Source organism: Tolypothrix tenuis PCC 7101, assembly GCF_963874875.1.
GTDB classification, from domain to species: Bacteria; Cyanobacteriota; Cyanobacteriia; order Cyanobacteriales; family Nostocaceae; genus Aulosira; species Aulosira tenue.
Genome location: NZ_CAWNJS010000001.1, coordinates 1063956 through 1081475, shown reverse-complemented (window position 1 = coordinate 1081475; position 17520 = coordinate 1063956). Strand labels below are relative to the sequence as shown.

Sequence of the window (17520 nt, the reverse complement as noted above, 5' to 3'; positions counted from 1 at the left end):
AACTTAAGCTATTAACTACTGTGGCGAACAAAATACAACTTATAGATAGGCTCAAACTGGGTTTGGCGGTGTCAGTCGCAAAGGGTGTGACCTTTATGGTGCGATCGCTCCGCTTGGGTGCTGCTAGTGTATTACCAGGTTCAATTGCTCGGCGAATTGAACCTAAGCTGTTGCAGTTATTGAGTCAGCAGGTGAAAAAAGGCGCAATTCTGATTGCGGGTACGAATGGGAAAACTACCACATCGCTGCTGTTACGGGAGATTTTAGAACGCCAAGGCTACCGTGTTGCTCATAACTCTACAGGCGCAAATTTGGAAAATGGGTTGATGACTGCGCTGATGGATAACACTAACATCCTGGGTAGCTTGGATGTTGACTATGCCATTTTAGAAGTTGATGAAAATATTTTACCTAGGGTTTTAGCGCCAATTCAGCCAAAGCTAATTCTGTGTTTAAACTTATTCCGCGACCAACTCGATAGGTACGGGGAAGTAGATACTATTAGTAAGCGCTGGGGAAAAGCGATCGCAACTTTATCACCCGATACTATCGTAGTGGCAAATGCCGACGACCCAACAATTTGCTATCTCGGTCAACAATTAACTCAGCAGCGAGTGGCGTTTTTCGGTTTGAGTGAACCGGAACATTATTTAGAAGCAATTCCCCATGCTGTAGATTCGATTTATTGTCCCAGATGCGGCAAGGCTTTAGACTACAAAGGCGTTTACTTGTCCCACATGGGGGAATATAGCTGTTCTAATTGTGGTTTTAGTAGAAGTCAACCGAGCCTGAATAGTAGCGAATGGCCGCAAATTTTGGTGGGTTTATATAACAAATACAATACCTTAGCTGCTGCCACTGCTGCCCAAGAATTAGGAGTTGATGCAGCCACTATCCGCGAGACAATTCCCAATTTCCAAGCAGCTTTCGGTCGTGCGGAAGAGTTAGAAATTAACGGTAAAAAGGTAAGAATTTTATTATCAAAAAATCCTGTCGGGACAAATGAAACTATTCGCGTAGTTACAGAAAGTACTGATAAAACTACTTTGCTAGTATTAAACGACCGAGTACAAGATGGCGAAGATGTCTCTTGGATTTGGGATGTAGATACAGAGAAACTAGTTCAGCGTGGCGGGACTTTAGTAGTGAGTGGCGATCGCGCTTATGATATGGCCTTACGTCTGCGCTACAGTGACCCCAATCCTGCCCAAAATTTTAAACTAATTGTGGAAGAAGATTTACGTCAGGCTATTAACACCGCCTTAGAGCGTACACCCAACAACGAAACCCTGCATATTTTACCCACATACACAGCAATGTTGAATGTGCGTGAAGTATTAACAGGACGCAAGATTTTATAAATTGGTCACGGAGAGACGCGATGAATCGCGTCTGTACAAGAGGTAAAAGTTATTTATCTCCCCCTTCCCCATTCCCCATTCCCCCTTCCCCAATACTATGCAAATTACAATTGGTTGGTTATATCCGACGCTGATGAGTACCTATGGCGATCGCGGTAATGTAATTACTATAGAACGCCGCGCTCAATGGCGGGGATTCAGCGTTAAGGTTGTACCTTTGGATCAAAATGCGACAGCAGAGGATATTAAATCTGTTGATTTAATTGTCGGTGGTGGCGCACAAGACCGCCAGCAGGAAATTGTTATGCGCGATTTGCAAGGTGCAAAAGCCGATGCGATGCGTGAAAAAATCGAAAATGGCACACCGGGAGTATTTACTTGTGGTTCGCCGCAGTTGTTAGGACATTATTACGAACCCGGACTAGGACAACGCATTGAAGGTTTAGGAATATTAGATTTAGTTTCTGTCCATCCTGGTGAAAATACTAAACGCTGCATCGGTAATTTAGTGATTGAAGTTACAGCTTCTCGCCTAGCGCAAGATTTAAAAGCCATGACAGGTAGCACACCTTATTTAGTTGGCTTTGAAAATCACGGTGGACGTACCAAGCTGGGGAAAGTTGAAGCCTTAGGAAAAGTTTTGTACGGCTTAGGCAATAACGGTGAAGATGGTACAGAAGGAGCATTTTACCAGAATGCGATCGCAACCTATTCTCACGGCCCCTTGTTACCCAAAAATCCCTTTGTTGCAGATTGGTTAATTCAAACAGCTTTGCGGTTGAAGTATCAACAGCCAATTACCCTAGAACCTTTAGATGATACCTTGGCAATGCAAGCACGGGAAGCCATGTTTAAGCGATTGAAAGTAAGTTTACCAACACCAGCTGCGGCTAAGGTTTAAGCACTTACTTAAGCAAACTTTGCTGTCCATATCCCCGACTTTTTGAACAAGTCGGGGATCTAAATCTCGCTAAAGTCCATCAGTTCGCGTAGGATGCGTTAGCGATAGCGTGACGCATCAGTGCCAAATATAGAGGACAAAGCATTACTAAACCCTCTACCCACAAAATGGTATTACCAAAGCCATTGCACGGGAATATGTATCTGGTAGCCATCGATAAATTGTACTGCTGGCTCAGATGTAACACAAAAGCGATTTTCATCGTCTAATAAAAGCTTACAGGGACGTTCGCATATCACGACCTGCTCTTTCATTGGAAATAATTTGCCAATGTTTGCAATCAAATTTTGATAGATGCTCCATCTTTTCCGTCAATGGCGCAATTTAAAACATTAATACAAAAATCTAAATAGGCACCAGCTTTTGCCCACAAATTACAAAAACCGCTTGTGGCTAAAGATAGTTTTGCTGTTTCAACTTTCTTCTTAGATTTACTATCAAACATAGTCCACATTAAGTTTAATTCATTACTTAAAAGTGGCTCAATATCTAGCTCTTTATGCAAATAAAATAACAATTCATCTTGAATTTGGGGAGTTAATTGATATCGGAGTTCATATATTAAAGCTGTTTCCAAGTTAGTAGTGAGCAATTGAATTTCCTGAATCATCTGTCATCTTTCTTTCTTTGGCAGATTGATAATTTGGATCAATCGCTCATTCCAAGCTGTATAAGGGCTATCAAAAAAGATAATTTCAGGTTCAGGTAAGCTTTGAAGTAGGTAAGCTTCTGTGACTGATTCTTTGGCTTTTTGGCGGTCAATTGGTGTTGTGGTCAATGCAATATTTATCCACTTTTGTTTATATGCAGGAATTAACGCTGCTTGTTCAGGAGTTAATTTAGCAATTCTTTGATGAGACATTAGCTATCTGGACAATAACGGGGATGATAATAACCAAGAGCTTTTTGTAGAGAATGAATTGTTCCTACGAATTTTGAGTAATTATGTAATAGTGCAGATAATGATTCTGGAGCGACAATTTTACCTAAAGCTGAGATTGTATTTTCACGCACTGTTGAGTCTTCATCTGTTAATGCCACAATCAGTTCTGGAACTGCAGATACAGCACCAACTTCTCCTAAAGCCAAAGCAGCTTTACTACGAATTTTGGGATTGCGATCGCTTAGTGCCTGGCGTAATATTTTTACAGATTCTTCGGAGCCTATACTCTGAGCCGCATTTAGACGTACCCAAATATCTGCATCACTCAAGGCTGGCTGTAAACCTAACAATGCAGCTTCTGTATGGATTTTACCTAATGCCTGAGCAACAAGCGATCGCACTCCTGCACTTTCATCATTTAATGCAGAAATTAGTACTGTTGTTGCTGATTCTGTGGCAATTTTAGCCAACCCTTCTGCAGCAGACCAACGTACTGCAGAATTTTCATCCTGCAAAGCCTGTATTAGTCCCGCTACTGCTGACTCTGAAGTAAAATTCCCTAATTGTTCAGCCGCACAGCGACGTACCCCAACATATTCATCGTTCAAAGCTTGTTGTAACAACGGTACTACGGCTTCAGCAGCAACTCCACCCAAATCTTTCACGGCGCTAAGACGAACTGATTCGTCTTGATGGTGTAGAAGTTGTTCCAAGTTTACCAAGTTTGGTTGAGAGCTAGTTGGAGTTAATTGCGGCTCATCTTTATTAATGCTAGCTCTGGCATTAATAGCATCCAATACCCTAGCTGCATCTTCACCCCCATAATAATTATCATCTTCATTTTCTTCTAGCAACTTCTGGAGTTCTGGCACAATCTCCGGGGTAGCAATTGGAATCAGAAGGTCAGCAGCAGTACCGCTAAAATCTGTCCAATCGAAATATTTCAGACACCAACGCATTAGCGCTTGTCTTCCAGACTCAGAATTGATAGTTGCTAATGCTTGTGCTGCTTCAACGCAGGTTTCTGATATGTCAAAGTCATTCCATTGTTCATTGTTCATTATTTCTATAAGTACTTCCACTGCTGCTTCTGTACCAATTTTTTCTAAGGCGTAAATGACAGACAATATCTTATTTTCTCGATAAGAGTTCCTTTGTGCGTCGTGGTAAATTTCTGTAAGTGCTAGTATTGCTGCTTTTACTGCTGCTTCTGTACCAATTTCACCTAATGCATAAATTGCAGAATATGTATTTTGCTCTTCTTCGTTCGCAACTTTGACTAGAAACGGAATTGCTGCATCAGATCCAGTTATACCCACTAAGTCAAATAAGAATCCTGGAGAAACCTCAGTAGATATTACCCAATCTACTGTAGTGCTTTGTAGCTCTGGTTTCACTGCTCCTGCGAGTTTAGCTCCTAAACATAAGTCTACTTCTAGAGCTAACTTCACCACTCGTAACGCAGTTTCATCATCTACTAGGGGTAATATCTGTGCAATGGGTTCTGTCCATTGCAATTGGTTTAAATACTCAACTTGTAATTCGCGATCGCCAAGCCTCTGTATTTGTTGGTATAAAATTTCTGAGCTAGTATCTGCTTGAGACATAACTTTCCGTGAACCTACAGTTATCAATTATAGGTTTTTGCGTTACTTGGTACTATTGTACTATAAATAAAGCAAGATACTAAGTAGCCAATGTTATAAATTGTTACGCATACTCAGCCAAGAGCGTACTGAAAAGTACTCAAATGAAGTGAACTATAAATTTATTGGGGTTGTATTCATTACACCGCGCAAAAGATAATTTGATAACTCACAAAATCCTTCCCCTTCCGCAGTGCTAGTTACATAAGCAGGCTGATACTTTAATTGGTTGGCATATTCTAATACATTCGCTACACCTACAGAGATGGGAAAATAACGCCGATCAAATAAGCTTTCATCATTAGGACTATCGCCCACTGTCACAATTTGATCTGAAGAATATTGCGGCCAATTTTTCTGTAATACTTGCAACAAACCTACAGCTTTATCTTGAGTTTGCGGTTTAATATGACACTGAACATTACTGTAAGTAAATCCCCATCCCATTTCTTCACATAAATGACTCAGGGTTTGTAATTCTGTGGTATTTAAGGATGCGACATCAAAAGTCCAATCGGTAATGCGAAAGCGATTATCAGTAGATTCTCGGATTTGTGGAAACTGATTTTGTAATTGCTCAAAAGCCGCAGCTAAATTTTGACGATGGCTGGCTAAGTCAGGAATAGGTGTTAAGCTGATTGGGCGATCGCTCCCTGAAGAATAGAATAAACCGCCGTTTTCTGCGATCGCACCCGCTACAGGCATTAAGCTACTGAGTCCACTCACCCATCCGGCAGAGCGCCCAGTAACAATTAGCACTTTAATATTTGCTGCTGCTAAATTTTCTAAAGCTTGCAAAAGGTTACTGGTAAATTTGCCTTTTTTGGTCAAGGTGCCATCCATATCTGTAGCAACCAGTTGAATCTTCTGCCAACAACTTGAGTTGGCTTCAAACAAAGGTAAGAGATTTATGAAACCTTTATCATCAGGGCTAAGGTGTGTGTACATATACGATTTAGTCAAAGTAATAAAAAATAGTAATAATACCGCAAATTAGCATACAAAATTTGGGCACTCTAGCATCAGGAATTAAGTTTAGCAGTTTGCCAATCATGTACAATTTGATTTTTGCAGCCCAAACTTCAGCGGGAAAAGCTAAAAAGACAACCCAAGAAGTACCATCAAAAACCCCACAAAGCCCTCCTGCTCCTATATTCATGTTTACTTCTGGAGGACTGTTGTTAGCAGTGATTGCTTTAGTTGCCTATGGCAAATTCCTGAAGACTCAACTAGATAAAAAACTCAGGTTTGAACAATTCCGCACCCGAGAACTAGAGAAAAAGTTTAAGCTGGCGCTAGAAACCATTCGCAAAATGGAAACAAATCCCGATTTGGTTAACTCCCGCGATTTCAACTTAGATTATCTGCGGATGCGGATGGCAGAAGAGGTATTTCATTTTGCGATCGTTAATCAAATTAAAATCCAAGTTAAAGAAAAAATTTCTCAAGCTCTACGTCCCAATCAATCCCAACAAGGATCTGTAGGGATTGCCACTAGTACCGGACGGCAAGTTGATGAAACTTTTGATGTTGAATATGAAACTGGTACTCCACCAAACATGGCGAAGCGAGTACTATTTCGCGTGCAAATTCGCTTAATGAAGTTACCAACACAAGCGACTTCTGCCACTATTAGCCAGATTATTGATTGTATCGAAACTTACCTTAGCCCCACAGATGATGAAGATACTTGGCAACCGACAATTCAAGGACGGATTGCTAATATGCATTGGGATCAGAAGGCTAAACCTACTCCTTTGTTAGTACTAGAGCAATCAAATGATGGTGTCAATGTCTCTTTCCGTACTAGCCGTCAAGCTACTCCTGGTAAGAATGTGCCGCAGCAGCCTGTAGCTAAACAATCAGGTCACGCTAACAATCATTAAGTATTGTAGGGTGCAGCTCTTTCCACTTTATGAATTCTGATTTCTCACGCCAGAATCGTAATGGCTGACTACACTTTGAGAATCGCGCGCCAAAAGCCCATCTTCCATTTCGACAATGCGATCGGCTATATCTAAAATGCGGTTGTCATGTGTAACCAACAAAATAGACGTTCCTTGGTCTTTGGCAAGGCGTTGCATGATTTCTACAACATCCCGTCCGGATTGTTTGTCTAAAGCTGCTGTTGGTTCGTCTGCTAGTACGAGGGGAGGATGATTCACCAAGGCGCGAGCGATCGCAATTCTTTGTTTTTGACCACCAGAAAGATTGTCTGGATAGTAATTAATTCTCTCTTGTAACCCAACTGCTGTCAGCATTGCTTCTGATTTAGCAATTGCTTCGCTTTGGGCAACTGCGTCATTTAGCTCTACCGCCATTTGTACATTTTGTCTAGCGGTTAAAAATCCTAGCAAATTATGAGCTTGGAAAATATAACCTATTTTCCGGCGGACTTGGACTAACTGATTTTGACTGGCACCTAATAATTCTTCACTGAGAAATTTTAAGCTACCTTCTTGTACAGAACGTAGCCCACCAATCAAACTCAGTAATGTAGTTTTACCTGAACCTGATGGCCCGGTCATAATCACAATTTCACCAGCATAAATTTCTAGATTAATATCAAATAAAATCTGTCTTTTCAGTGCGCCTCTACCATAGTAATGATTGAGATTTTTAATAGCAATTACAGGTTCTTGTCGCATCATAATGTGGGTAGCTGGATGTTAAGAGTTTACGAAGGTAACTGTAAGTAACAAAATAAGTTATTAATCATCGATTATAAAATAGTATTTTTGATAAGTATTGAGCATTTATAATGATTTTAGTATTGAAAAACTTCTAAATTTATACAGCCAATATTTAATTGATTAAAAGATATCAGCAGGGTCGGCTGAACGTAACTTACGCACTGCGATCGCACCCGAAAAGAAGCACATTACTATTGTTAAAAATAGTACTAAAATAGCACGCTCAAGGCTCATGAAAACTGGTAGTAATGTAGCGTTTCTAGCCGTAGAATACATAAATAATGCAAAGGTAAATCCAGGTATAAAGCCAATAACTGCTAATAAAAAAGCTTCTTGCAGAATGACTGTTAATAAATAGTTTTGGGTATAACCTATTGCCTTTAATGTCGCATATTCCGCCAAGTGATCGGCAACTTCAGTATATAGAATTTGGTAAACAATTACAGTGCCCACAATAAAGCCCATAATTGTCCCTAAAGTAAAAATAAAACCAATCGCAGTACTACTTGCCCAGTAATTACGCTCAAAATCGATAAATTGTTGCTTGGTTAAAACATTAACATCTTGAGGTAAATAGTTTCTTAATTCTTGAGTAACTACATTCGCATCTGCACCAGGCTTGAGCTTGATTACCCCAATATCAATTAAACCGCGCTGGCGATTATTAAATATTCGCAAAAAGTTAACATCGCTAGTAATTAAATTACCATCAGCACCGAAAGATGCGCCTAAAGTAAATAGACCTACTACTTTAATCCGTCGTCTTCTCACTTCTGCTGTGACATTTTTACCTTGCTCAAAATCAGCAGCAATTGGCCCATACTCTACCCGAGAAGAACGGTCATATAAAACTACATCAGGGAGTTTAAGTTTATCTAAATTTTCTACCATTCCCGGTAAGTTAAAAATATTAACTTCCGGGTTAAAACCAAATATCAAAATACTCCGAGGGCGACCTGTCTCCGGATTTCTCCAGGCTGTGTAATCTAAATAGATAGGATGTACTGATTGAACTGCTGGTAAATCTAAAGCTTTATATAAACGTCGTTGAGAAAAACTCCTCATCGACAAGATAGCATTAGACTGACTATTAATTAAAACAATGTCGCCTTCCAAGCTGCTATGTAAACGGACGTTACTATAGTACAAAGCATCTCGGAAACCAAGTTGCATAAACATTAAAATATCGGCAAATCCAATTCCTGCCAAAGCTACAGCCAAACGGGTTTTTTCCCGCGTCAATTGTAGCCATGATAAAGGAATTTTTTTATTCATTAAATAGGTAGATAAGAAGTTAGCAATTTTTTCAGCAATCATTAGCCATATAAGATGAATTTTTCAATTAGGAAATAGACCTAAGCCTTTTCCAGCAAACTCAGGATATGGTATTGAATAACTACCATAGAGTAATCAGATGAGATAAGATTTAACTCAAAAAATATGGGCAATCCAGCACATTATGATTAGCTAAATCAGCTAATAACTAACAGCAACCCTTGACCATGAAAACTATTTAATTATTAATTTCTACAACAACCTTAGCGTAGGTTAAACCTGCAACTTTGGTACTATCTTCTGGCGCGATCGCAATTTTCACTTCTATAACTCTGGCATCTACATCGGCGGCTGGATCTGTATTCAAGACATCTTTCTTACCGATTTTTCTGCCAATTTCCGTCACAGTTCCCTTAAGTTCGCCAGCAAAGGCTCCATTATCACTAGATATAGTTGCAGTTTGTCCAAGACGCACTCTACCAATACTGTCTTCTGCTACTTCAGCAATGACAAACATTTGATCGGTTTGTCCAATTTCCGCAATTCCCATTTGGGTGATGGCTTCTCCTGATTTGGTGTGAACTTTTAAAATTTCACCATCAATAGGCGCTCTCACATAGCTCAATTTCAGTTCTGCTTCAGCTTTTCTCACCATTGCGATCGCATTACTCACTTGAGCCTGCGCCATTTGCACATCAGTAGGACTCACCTCTAGCAATCGCTTGAATTTGGCTCGTTCTTCGTCGATTTGTCTTTGCAAAGTAGCTACAGTTTTATCGCGGTTAACTTTCGCTTCTACAAGCTGCTGTTGTAAAGTCGATAAAGTTTTGACTTGATTCGCTCTCGCTTCTGCAATCTGTTGTTTGATTGTGGCGATCGCTTGTTTGAGACTTGCTTGGCTTTCCACCACCTGCTGATTGCTAGTAACCGCGCTCAAGCGTCTTCTATCTCGCTCTTGCTGGGAAATTGCACCTTCTCTATACAACATCTCATAACGTTGAGCATCAACTTGAGCATTCTGCTGTTCAGCTTTAATACGTGTGAGGGTGGCTCTTAAAGTATCTTTTTGTCCGCTGAGTTCAGCTTCTAGGCGGTTAACCATTGCTTGTTGGGCGATTTTTTCGCCACTTAACTGAGCTGCAATGCGCGCGATCGTTGCTTGCTGTGCATCTCTTTCCCCACGTAACTGAGCTTCTAAACGAGCAATTACAGAATTTTGGGCTTGAATATCTCTAGGTGAACCTGCTCTAACTTGCGCTAAATTAGCACGGGATTCTTGCAATTTTGCTTTTGCTTCTTCTAATGCAGCTAATTGGGTATCGTGATTATCCAAAACTGCTAATACTTGACCTTGTTTTACTTTGTCGCCTTCTTTAATGAGCAGTTTTTGGACTCGCGACGAAGCCTGCATTCCCCCCATTGGCGCAGATAGCTTAATTACATCTCCGCGTGGTTCAATATGACCGACAGCAGTAACAGTATTCGCCATCGGTCTAATGGGTACAGATGAAGCTAACTTTCTCAACTGTTCAACTTTAGCTGTACCTAGTACACCAGCAGCGATTACTATCGGTAGGGCCACAGCTATGCTCCATAAAACCTTAGGTTGATCGAGCGGCTGTTCCCTTGACTTTGGCTTCTCAGTCACCCTTGACATGATATATTGCCCGTTTATCTGAATTTTGCTGATAGAAGTGAAAAGCGAGTTATACCAATTCGTAATTCGTAATTAAGAACATCAAATTTTATTTACAGCGTATTTCAAGTAAATGAGGTTCGCGCTTCGGGGCACGGCACTGCTCATATGTGTCAACTTAAGCTAAAAGCTATATACGGCGCGTGTTGTACAAAAACCCTCGCCCTCATCCCCTCGCCCCTTCTCCCCCTGGAGAAGGGGAATTAAATCTCTTGCTCCCCTCCTGGTGGGAGAGGGGCTGGGGGTGAGGGCAGAACCTTTTCTCCAAGCGGGTTTCACCTTAAGTTGACACCAATGGGCACTGCTGTGCCCTGACAATTATCTGTACCTCACCAAATTGCAATCTGCTGTATTTGATGCCGAATTTTTGGGAATTGGTATTAAGCGCCATTAAATTGGTACTTTATGACGTTAGTTTTGATGATTGAATAACTTGATAAATAGTACTTAGGTCAGTACTGAATACAAAATCATCAAAAACAAGGCGATAAAGAACGATATTTTGTCAGATGAATTATGCTGGTTAAAATTTTTCTTGAGGAAGCGATTCCTTAATTGAAAAAACAACCAACATAATTAATGAGGTAGACAACTAATTAAAGCGGGTTTTTAGTAGGCAGCCAGCTTTTCTTCCAGTAATTTATTCTATTTACTGATAAATGATAGCTTTGCCTTGACTAAAGAGCGCAAAAGCCTGGAATAAAATGTTGTCGAAATTTGAATTTTGAAGGAGCGACTTGCTTGCCGCAATTTAAGTGGATGCGGTGAAGTGTGATGGTTATAAAGTAGAAATTCACTCAAGCTAAGACAGAATTACTGGCATGATGCTGCTCGATATTATTAATTGAACTCAACCAGTAAATTACCCTACCTTTTATGAATAATTGAGATTTATGTGATCTGAACTTATCCAGCTAGTTGATTAACTTTGCAGTAGATTTCAATTATGAATCATAACTGCTATATCAAAATAGGGTGTTCCTAACATCACATTTTCCTTAATGTTTCTAGTTAACTATTGAGCAGATTTTGTTGCTATATTTACCAAAAAAAACAACTTTCTTTTGATGTCTACTCCCAAAACTTAGCTGTTCTCTCTGCTGCTGTTTTTACTCCATCAAACTTTGGTTAAATGAATTCTACCTTTATCAGTTGGGGGAAAACGTAACAGAACCTACAGATGAGTAATTGGGCATTGGGCATTGGGAAAAGTAGGGATAGTTGCATTTGTGATGGAAGGGGAGGAGATGCGATCGCTTACGTAAAATCGATGTCTCAAACTCCTCTAGCATTTGCAACAGCAGCACAAACTTACATTAGTACAACGTAAAGTTATAAGAAGTTTACTTTTCAAAAGTAATATCAATTTTGTATTGTTAGATACAGAATTAATTTGCCACTAACCCATTAGCCATGAAACTAGATTTTGATAGACCGAGTTTTGCAGTGCCATTTAAAAGGCAGAATTTGAATTGTATCAGTAAACCTTATACACCAGAGCAATCACAACAGGTTTGTGCATCTCGCTGGGTGAAGCTGTTACAACTTCCTAATCCATATAGCTTTGACGAAGCACTGTTATTGTGTGCGGTTTCTAAACATGAGTGGTTAGCGTGGATTCCAGATCATGGCGAAGTGGTGCTGCATATTAGCGAGTTTACCGCTAAGTAGTCAGGGCTTGAGCCTGGGCAAGGCATTTATTACGGTGAGTTGTTCTCTAAGATTTGAATTCATTCAAATTTACTAAAATTGCTCAATTTTTCCAAAATTTTGGAGTTATATAATCCCTCAAGAAAGGCTGGCTTCTAATTCAAATTACTTTACATAATGCAAGTAAAAACTTCTATACAAGTAAACATTAGTTGCAATAGTAATTTCCTTAAGCTAAGAGTGATAACTTATTAATTGAAGCGAAAGAAGCTTCCCTGGCAGATCCAACAGTTAAACAAAGTAAAGAGGTAAAACCACTGTTCAAATATCTGTCTCGTCAACGGACAACAACACCCAAATCGAACGCTTACATTTCCTCAAATTAGTCTAAAAGAGGGCTATGTAACTGATTTTTAGAATATCACGGTGAGCGTGAGTTAAATCGGTACAACCCTGAATATTTCTGAGAAAGGAGAGGAAATAACTAAGTTAGTAAGAGCTTGGGTGTTGTTGTTTTAAGTATGTAATTTGAACAGAATATTGTCAGCAGATTTTAGGCGATCGCAATATTAATTCTCATAAAAAGTTAGTTCCCCAACTCTCTACAAATAGGGGGACATTTTGAAGGTTTTATTCTGCTTCCAAAGCCAAGTTAGAGGTCTATTTATCAATGACTGAACAAAGCAAAAGTAAAAGCAACTACAAAGAAACACCGATAAATCAGTGAATTCATCGGTGAGCATCTGTGTTGATCTGAGGTTAAATTTTTATGAAAGTAAGTAGAGTACAGTGCTGAGTCAAGAGTTGGAGAGACGCGATTAATCGCGTCTGTACAAAGGGTAATAATTATTTCTCCTTCTTCCCCAATCCCCAATCCCCAATCCCTAATTCTCATCCCGTCCGTGAACTTGAGCAGGCGGACTAGTCGCTTCCACTGCAGTAAATGGTTCTAAAATTTTGTAAGTATGGCTTGATCCTTTAGGAACTACCCAAGAATTCCCTGGTTCTAATAGAATTGTTTGCCCTTCAATATGTAACTCGGCACGACCGTTAATTACATAACCAACTGTTTCATATTCGCGGGAAGTTGGCGGTTTTTCTTCGCTGGGTTGTTCGTTTTCCCAAATCCGCATAGCCACAGCCTTGCCAGATGCAAGATATTTTTGGCCGAGTTTGCCTCTAGGGGAATTAGTAGAGTCTACTTTCTTAACGCTGGTGTCACTCATAATCCATCAATTTCCTGGTTTGAGTACAACTTTGATGCAGTTATCTTTTTTGTGTTTGAAAATTTCGTAGGCGTGGGGTGCTTGTTCTAGAGGTAGGCGGTGGGTAATGATAAACGACGGATCGATATCACCTTTTTGGATATGTTCTAGCAAAGGTTTCACATATCTATGAACGTGAGTTTGTCCCATTTTGAAAGTCAAACCCTTGTTCATGGCAGCACCCATAGGTATTTTGTCTAAAAACCCGCCGTAGACTCCGGGTATAGATAGGTGTCCGCCTTTACCACAAGCGACAATTGCTTGCCTTAAGGCTGTGGGACGGTCTGTTTCTAGACGTACTGCTTGCTTAACTTTGTCATATACCGCCATTGCGTCTGTACCATGTGCTTCCATACCCACAGCATCAATACAAGCGTCAGGCCCGCGACCACCAGTCATTTCTTTGAGTGCGTCGCCTACATCTATTTCTTCGTAATTTAAAATCTCGGCTTTGCCATAGTCTTTAGCCATTTGGAGGCGTTCGGGGATGCGGTCAATGGCGATGACTCTTTCTGCACCCAACATGAATGCGCTTCTGATGGCGAATTGCCCAACTGGGCCACAACCCCACACAGCAACAACATCACCTGGTTTGATGTTGCAGTTCTCTGCTGCCATGTAACCTGTAGGGAAAATGTCAGTTAAAAATAGTACTTGCTCATCCGTTAAACCATCAGGAATTTTGAATAAGCCAACATCCGCAAACGGCACTCTGGCATACTCTGCTTGCCCACCAGCGTAACCGCCTAACAAATGAGAGTAGCCAAATAGACCTGATGGGGAATAGCCCATCTGCTTTTCTGCTAACCAAGCATTAGGGTTAGAGTTATCGCACAGAGACCATAAATCGCGCTGACAGAAGAAGCAAGAACCACAGGAAATAGTGAAAGGAACAATTACGCGATCGCCTACTTTCACATGAGTCACACGACTCCCCAGTTCAACGACTTCCCCCATAAATTCATGCCCAAGGATATCGCCCTTTTGCATTGTGGGAATATAGCCGTTGTAAAGATGCAAATCCGACCCACAGATTGCCGTGGAGGTAATTTTGATAATGGCATCACGGGGGTTAATCAGTGTAGGGTCGGGAACTGTATCCACCCGCACGTCGTTTGCTCCATGCCAGCAAACTGCTTTCATAATTATTAATCCTTAGCTTTTAAACTTTGTGCTTTGTCAGAATTGGAGACATGATTAATCTTGGAGACGCGATTAATCGCGTCTCTACAATTGCTGACAATCTCTTGTTTTGTGGGTATGTTGCCCGACCTAACAATACAATCTAAATCCTATGTAGCTGAGTGTTATGGTGGGCAATACCTAAAATTTAAGAGAGATAATTTAGTCTCTAGAACCGGAATTGATTACTTCTCCAACTTTGTTTTTGATGGAACCAACAAAGTCTTTTGTAGCTTGAGGAGTATCTTCATCTAGGTTGAGCTTTTCGCGGATACTATTAGCAGCTTTACCTAGTTTATTTTGGCTATTTTCAATGAGGTTATTGTCAGGAGTGCCTTTGTAGTAGGTACCTTCTGGTGTTTTTACTGTCTCACCAATGTTGCCTCGATTGGAACTATTGCTAGAAGTATTGCCATAGTATCCGCGGCTATCATAAGAACTGCGATCGTCATTGAAGTTCCGTCTGATATTATCGCCAGAGTTGGATTTGAGGCTATCTACAGCTTTATCTATCAAGTTACCGCCACTGCTACCGCTACCAATGTTATCGGGTGTGCCTTTATAATAGATTCCCTCTGGTGTTTTGACAGTATCAGCTTGTGCTTGCATTCCATTACTGTAGCCGAAAAACTGCATTCCCAAAAACGCCAAACCTAATAAGAAAACCATCGCAATCCGGCGGACTAGTACATTTTGTACCCAAGCAAATACACGTGTCATAGACATCCTCTGTTGTATTACAATGTGTAGGTTGTTAATAGCTTTTAGCTATTTCAAGGTTTAAGAACAACTTTGATACAGTTGTCTTTTTTCTGTTGAAAAATCTCGTAACCGTAGGGTGCTTGCTCTAGCGGTAATTGATGGGTAACAACAAAAGATGGATCGAGTTTTCCATCCAAAATGAGATTCAGCAACAGATGCATATATTTCTGACCGTGCATTTGTCCCATTCGGAAGGTTAGACCTTTGTTAATCGCTGCACCAAAGGGCATTTTGTCTACGAATCCACCGTAAACACCCATAATGGAAAGAGTGCCACCTTTACGTGCAGCCACCATCATTTGCCGTAGTACATGGGGACGGTCTGTTTCTAATCTCAGCTTTTGTTTTGTCTGATCGTAGAAGTCTTCTAGACCTACACCATGTGCTTCCAAACCCACTGCATCAATGCAAGCATCGGGGCCACGGCCACCAGTCATCTCTTTCAACGCTTCGCCAGCATCAACGTCTTCGTAGTTAATCGTTTCTGCTTTGGCAAACTTTCTCGCCATTTCTAGACGTTCAGGAAAGCGATCAATTGCAATCACTCTCTCTGCACCCATCATGTAGGCGCTAATCATGGCAAACTGTCCGACAGCACCGCAACCCCAGACAGCTACGGTATCACCGGGTTGAATATCACATAATTCTGCTCCCATATAGCCGGTGGGAATTGCGTCGGAGATGAATAACAACATCTCGTCTGGTAAGTCGGGGGGAACTTTCACCACACCCACATCAGCAAAAGGTACGCGTATATATTCGGCTTGTGCGCCTGCATAACCACCTAAAAGATGAGAGTAACCGTAAATTGCTGAAGTGATATTGCCATATAGTTTTTCTTCCATCCAACCTTTAGTGTTGGAATTATCGCACAGCGACCACATATCACGCTGACAATAGTTGCAGTGACCACAGCCAATTGTTGAGGGAACAACGACGCGATCTCCAGGGAGAAGCCGCTTCGCGTCTACGCCTATTTTTAAATTATTGACTCCACTACCTACTTCTACTACTTCCCCCATAAATTCGTGACCAATGATGTCACCCTTTTGGACTGTGGGAATATAGCCACCGTAGATATGTAAATCTGAGCCACATATTGCTGTGGATGTAATTTTGATAATTGCGTCACGTGGGTTGAGAATTGTGGGGTCTGGTACTGTCTCTACCCGGACTTCATTAGCACTTTGCCAACAGACAGCTTTCATATTGATTTAGTCCATAGTCATTAGTCATTGGTCATTAGTTAGTAGTCAGTGGTCATTAGTCATTGATGTAGATTGCAAATGACAAAGCGCAAAGTCGAGCCAGTCGTGTGGGCGGGTCTCCCGACTTGAACGAACTGGTGTTGAGCGGAGGTTTCCTCCGAACAGAACTTTGTAAGAGAGGACAAATGACAAACACTAATGACTACGTCCAGAGGGTTGACCTTCCGTAGTAGCGATTTCTCCAGCTTCCATCAGCATTTTGAAGCGGCGTAAATCATCGCCTATTTGTTGTTCTGGTTCTTCACCGAACAGTTTGGCGAATACAGCTGCTAAGGCTCCACCAGGGGGGTTATATTCTAGGACTACTTTGACTTCCGTACCGCGATCGCCTGGTGCTTTTTGAAAGCGCACGAAACCAGAATTATCGACATCTGCACCTTCTACAGAAGCCCAAGAAATAAACTGATTTTCCCGGTCTTCTAAAATATCTGCATCCCATTCCACACTGTTACCTAAAGGTGCATTGGCAATCCAATGAGAACGTTTTTCGTTGTACACCTTCACAGATTTGAGGTGCTTCATAAATGTGGGTAGCTTTTCAAAGTCGTGCCAATAACGGTACAGTTCCTCTGCTGGTTTATTGATTGTTACTGTCTTTTCAACTTTGATCGGTTTATTCATACCCACAATTTCCTGTGCTTGCTGGATTGTGCTTTGTTTGGTTACACCTTGATATATCAAACCGCCACCAGCCAAAGCCGTTAGCGCACCTCGCAAAGAGCCTTGTTTTAAACCCATTAACACCATAGCGCCGCCACCAATTAAAGAAGCCCAACGTTCGGCTTCACTGGCTTCACCCTGATTGGTATTTGTCCGATCTCCTGGAGTCGCAGTCATACAATTTTGGATTTTAGATTTTAGATTTTGAATTGATTCCA

At 41.0% G+C, this 17520-nt stretch carries 18 protein-coding genes; 5 read left to right on the top strand and 13 right to left on the bottom strand.

Annotated features, from left to right (window positions below):
* Nucleotides 1-20: 20 nt before the first annotated feature.
* Together AACU25_RS04370 and AACU25_RS04365 are read left to right on the top strand one after the other, a co-directional pair.
* The gene (locus AACU25_RS04370) at nucleotides 21-1361 is read left to right on the top strand and encodes a Mur ligase family protein (protein ID WP_096574073.1); all 1341 of its coding nucleotides are present in this window, start codon (nucleotides 21-23) and stop codon (nucleotides 1359-1361) included.
* 97 nt (nucleotides 1362-1458) lie between these two features.
* A complete protein-coding gene (locus tag AACU25_RS04365) occupies nucleotides 1459-2262 on the top strand; it encodes a type 1 glutamine amidotransferase (protein ID WP_096574072.1) in 804 nt (267 codons plus the stop codon).
* Nucleotides 2263-2435: 173 nt separating this feature from the next.
* Here the strand turns inward: AACU25_RS04365 and AACU25_RS04360 are convergent, their stop codons facing one another.
* From AACU25_RS04360 to AACU25_RS04340, 5 genes are all read right to left on the bottom strand, one after another.
* Nucleotides 2436-2576 (bottom strand): hypothetical protein, encoded by a 141-nt coding sequence (locus AACU25_RS04360; protein WP_190445738.1) that lies wholly within the window; start codon nucleotides 2574-2576, stop codon nucleotides 2436-2438.
* Nucleotides 2577-2602: 26 nt separating this feature from the next.
* The gene (locus AACU25_RS04355) at nucleotides 2603-2932 is read right to left on the bottom strand and encodes a hypothetical protein (protein WP_096574071.1); all 330 of its coding nucleotides are present in this window, start codon (nucleotides 2930-2932) and stop codon (nucleotides 2603-2605) included.
* A gap of 3 nt (nucleotides 2933-2935) precedes the next feature.
* A complete protein-coding gene (locus AACU25_RS04350) occupies nucleotides 2936-3184 on the bottom strand; it encodes a hypothetical protein (RefSeq protein WP_096574070.1) in 249 nt (82 codons plus the stop codon).
* The gene (locus AACU25_RS04345; protein ID WP_096574069.1) at nucleotides 3184-4812 is read right to left on the bottom strand and encodes a HEAT repeat domain-containing protein; all 1629 of its coding nucleotides are present in this window, start codon (nucleotides 4810-4812) and stop codon (nucleotides 3184-3186) included. Before AACU25_RS04345 ends, AACU25_RS04350 begins: the two co-directional genes overlap by 1 nt.
* A gap of 153 nt (nucleotides 4813-4965) precedes the next feature.
* Nucleotides 4966-5799: an HAD-IIB family hydrolase gene (locus tag AACU25_RS04340; RefSeq protein ID WP_096574068.1), complete on the bottom strand. Its 834-nt coding sequence runs from the start codon at nucleotides 5797-5799 to the stop codon at nucleotides 4966-4968.
* Nucleotides 5800-5903: 104 nt separating this feature from the next.
* Here AACU25_RS04340 and AACU25_RS04335 point away from each other — a divergent pair, with 104 nt between their 5' ends.
* Nucleotides 5904-6737, top strand: coding sequence for a hypothetical protein (locus AACU25_RS04335; protein ID WP_190445737.1), 834 nt, complete (start codon nucleotides 5904-5906; stop codon nucleotides 6735-6737).
* A 27-nt stretch (nucleotides 6738-6764) separates the two neighbouring features.
* On the opposite strand, the gene AACU25_RS04330 is transcribed toward AACU25_RS04335, so the two are convergent.
* The 3 genes from AACU25_RS04330 to AACU25_RS04320 all read right to left on the bottom strand — a co-directional run bounded on the left by AACU25_RS04330 (nucleotide 6765) and on the right by AACU25_RS04320 (nucleotide 10476).
* Entirely contained in the window at nucleotides 6765-7499 is a 735-nt protein-coding gene (locus AACU25_RS04330) for an ATP-binding cassette domain-containing protein (protein WP_096583477.1), read from the bottom strand.
* A gap of 165 nt (nucleotides 7500-7664) precedes the next feature.
* Nucleotides 7665-8819, bottom strand: a complete 1155-nt coding sequence (devC, locus tag AACU25_RS04325) for an ABC transporter permease DevC (protein WP_096583475.1) — start codon at nucleotides 8817-8819, stop codon at nucleotides 7665-7667.
* A gap of 238 nt (nucleotides 8820-9057) precedes the next feature.
* Entirely contained in the window at nucleotides 9058-10476 is a 1419-nt protein-coding gene (locus AACU25_RS04320; RefSeq protein WP_096574067.1) for an HlyD family efflux transporter periplasmic adaptor subunit, read from the bottom strand.
* A 1219-nt stretch (nucleotides 10477-11695) separates the two neighbouring features.
* Between AACU25_RS04320 and AACU25_RS04315 the strand changes: the two genes are divergently transcribed.
* Both AACU25_RS04315 and AACU25_RS04310 read left to right on the top strand, forming a co-directional pair.
* Nucleotides 11696-11845 (top strand): hypothetical protein, encoded by a 150-nt coding sequence (locus tag AACU25_RS04315; RefSeq protein WP_190445736.1) that lies wholly within the window; start codon nucleotides 11696-11698, stop codon nucleotides 11843-11845.
* Nucleotides 11846-11928: 83 nt separating this feature from the next.
* Nucleotides 11929-12186: a hypothetical protein gene (locus AACU25_RS04310; protein WP_096574066.1), complete on the top strand. Its 258-nt coding sequence runs from the start codon at nucleotides 11929-11931 to the stop codon at nucleotides 12184-12186.
* Nucleotides 12187-13049: 863 nt separating this feature from the next.
* Here the strand turns inward: AACU25_RS04310 and AACU25_RS04305 are convergent.
* From AACU25_RS04305 to AACU25_RS04285, 5 genes are all read right to left on the bottom strand, one after another.
* Complete coding sequence (locus tag AACU25_RS04305; protein WP_096574065.1) at nucleotides 13050-13391, bottom strand: cupin domain-containing protein; 342 nt, start codon at nucleotides 13389-13391, stop codon at nucleotides 13050-13052.
* Nucleotides 13392-13397: 6 nt separating this feature from the next.
* Nucleotides 13398-14573 (bottom strand): zinc-dependent alcohol dehydrogenase, encoded by a 1176-nt coding sequence (locus tag AACU25_RS04300; protein WP_096574064.1) that lies wholly within the window; start codon nucleotides 14571-14573, stop codon nucleotides 13398-13400.
* Between the two features lie 201 nt (nucleotides 14574-14774).
* Nucleotides 14775-15332 (bottom strand): hypothetical protein, encoded by a 558-nt coding sequence (locus AACU25_RS04295; protein WP_096574063.1) that lies wholly within the window; start codon nucleotides 15330-15332, stop codon nucleotides 14775-14777.
* A gap of 53 nt (nucleotides 15333-15385) precedes the next feature.
* Nucleotides 15386-16582 carry a zinc-dependent alcohol dehydrogenase gene (locus AACU25_RS04290; protein ID WP_096574062.1) on the bottom strand — a complete coding sequence of 399 codons (1197 nt, stop codon included), beginning with the start codon at nucleotides 16580-16582 and terminating at the stop codon, nucleotides 15386-15388.
* A 195-nt stretch (nucleotides 16583-16777) separates the two neighbouring features.
* Complete coding sequence (locus AACU25_RS04285) at nucleotides 16778-17479, bottom strand: SRPBCC family protein (protein ID WP_096574061.1); 702 nt, start codon at nucleotides 17477-17479, stop codon at nucleotides 16778-16780.
* Nucleotides 17480-17520: the final 41 nt, after the last annotated feature.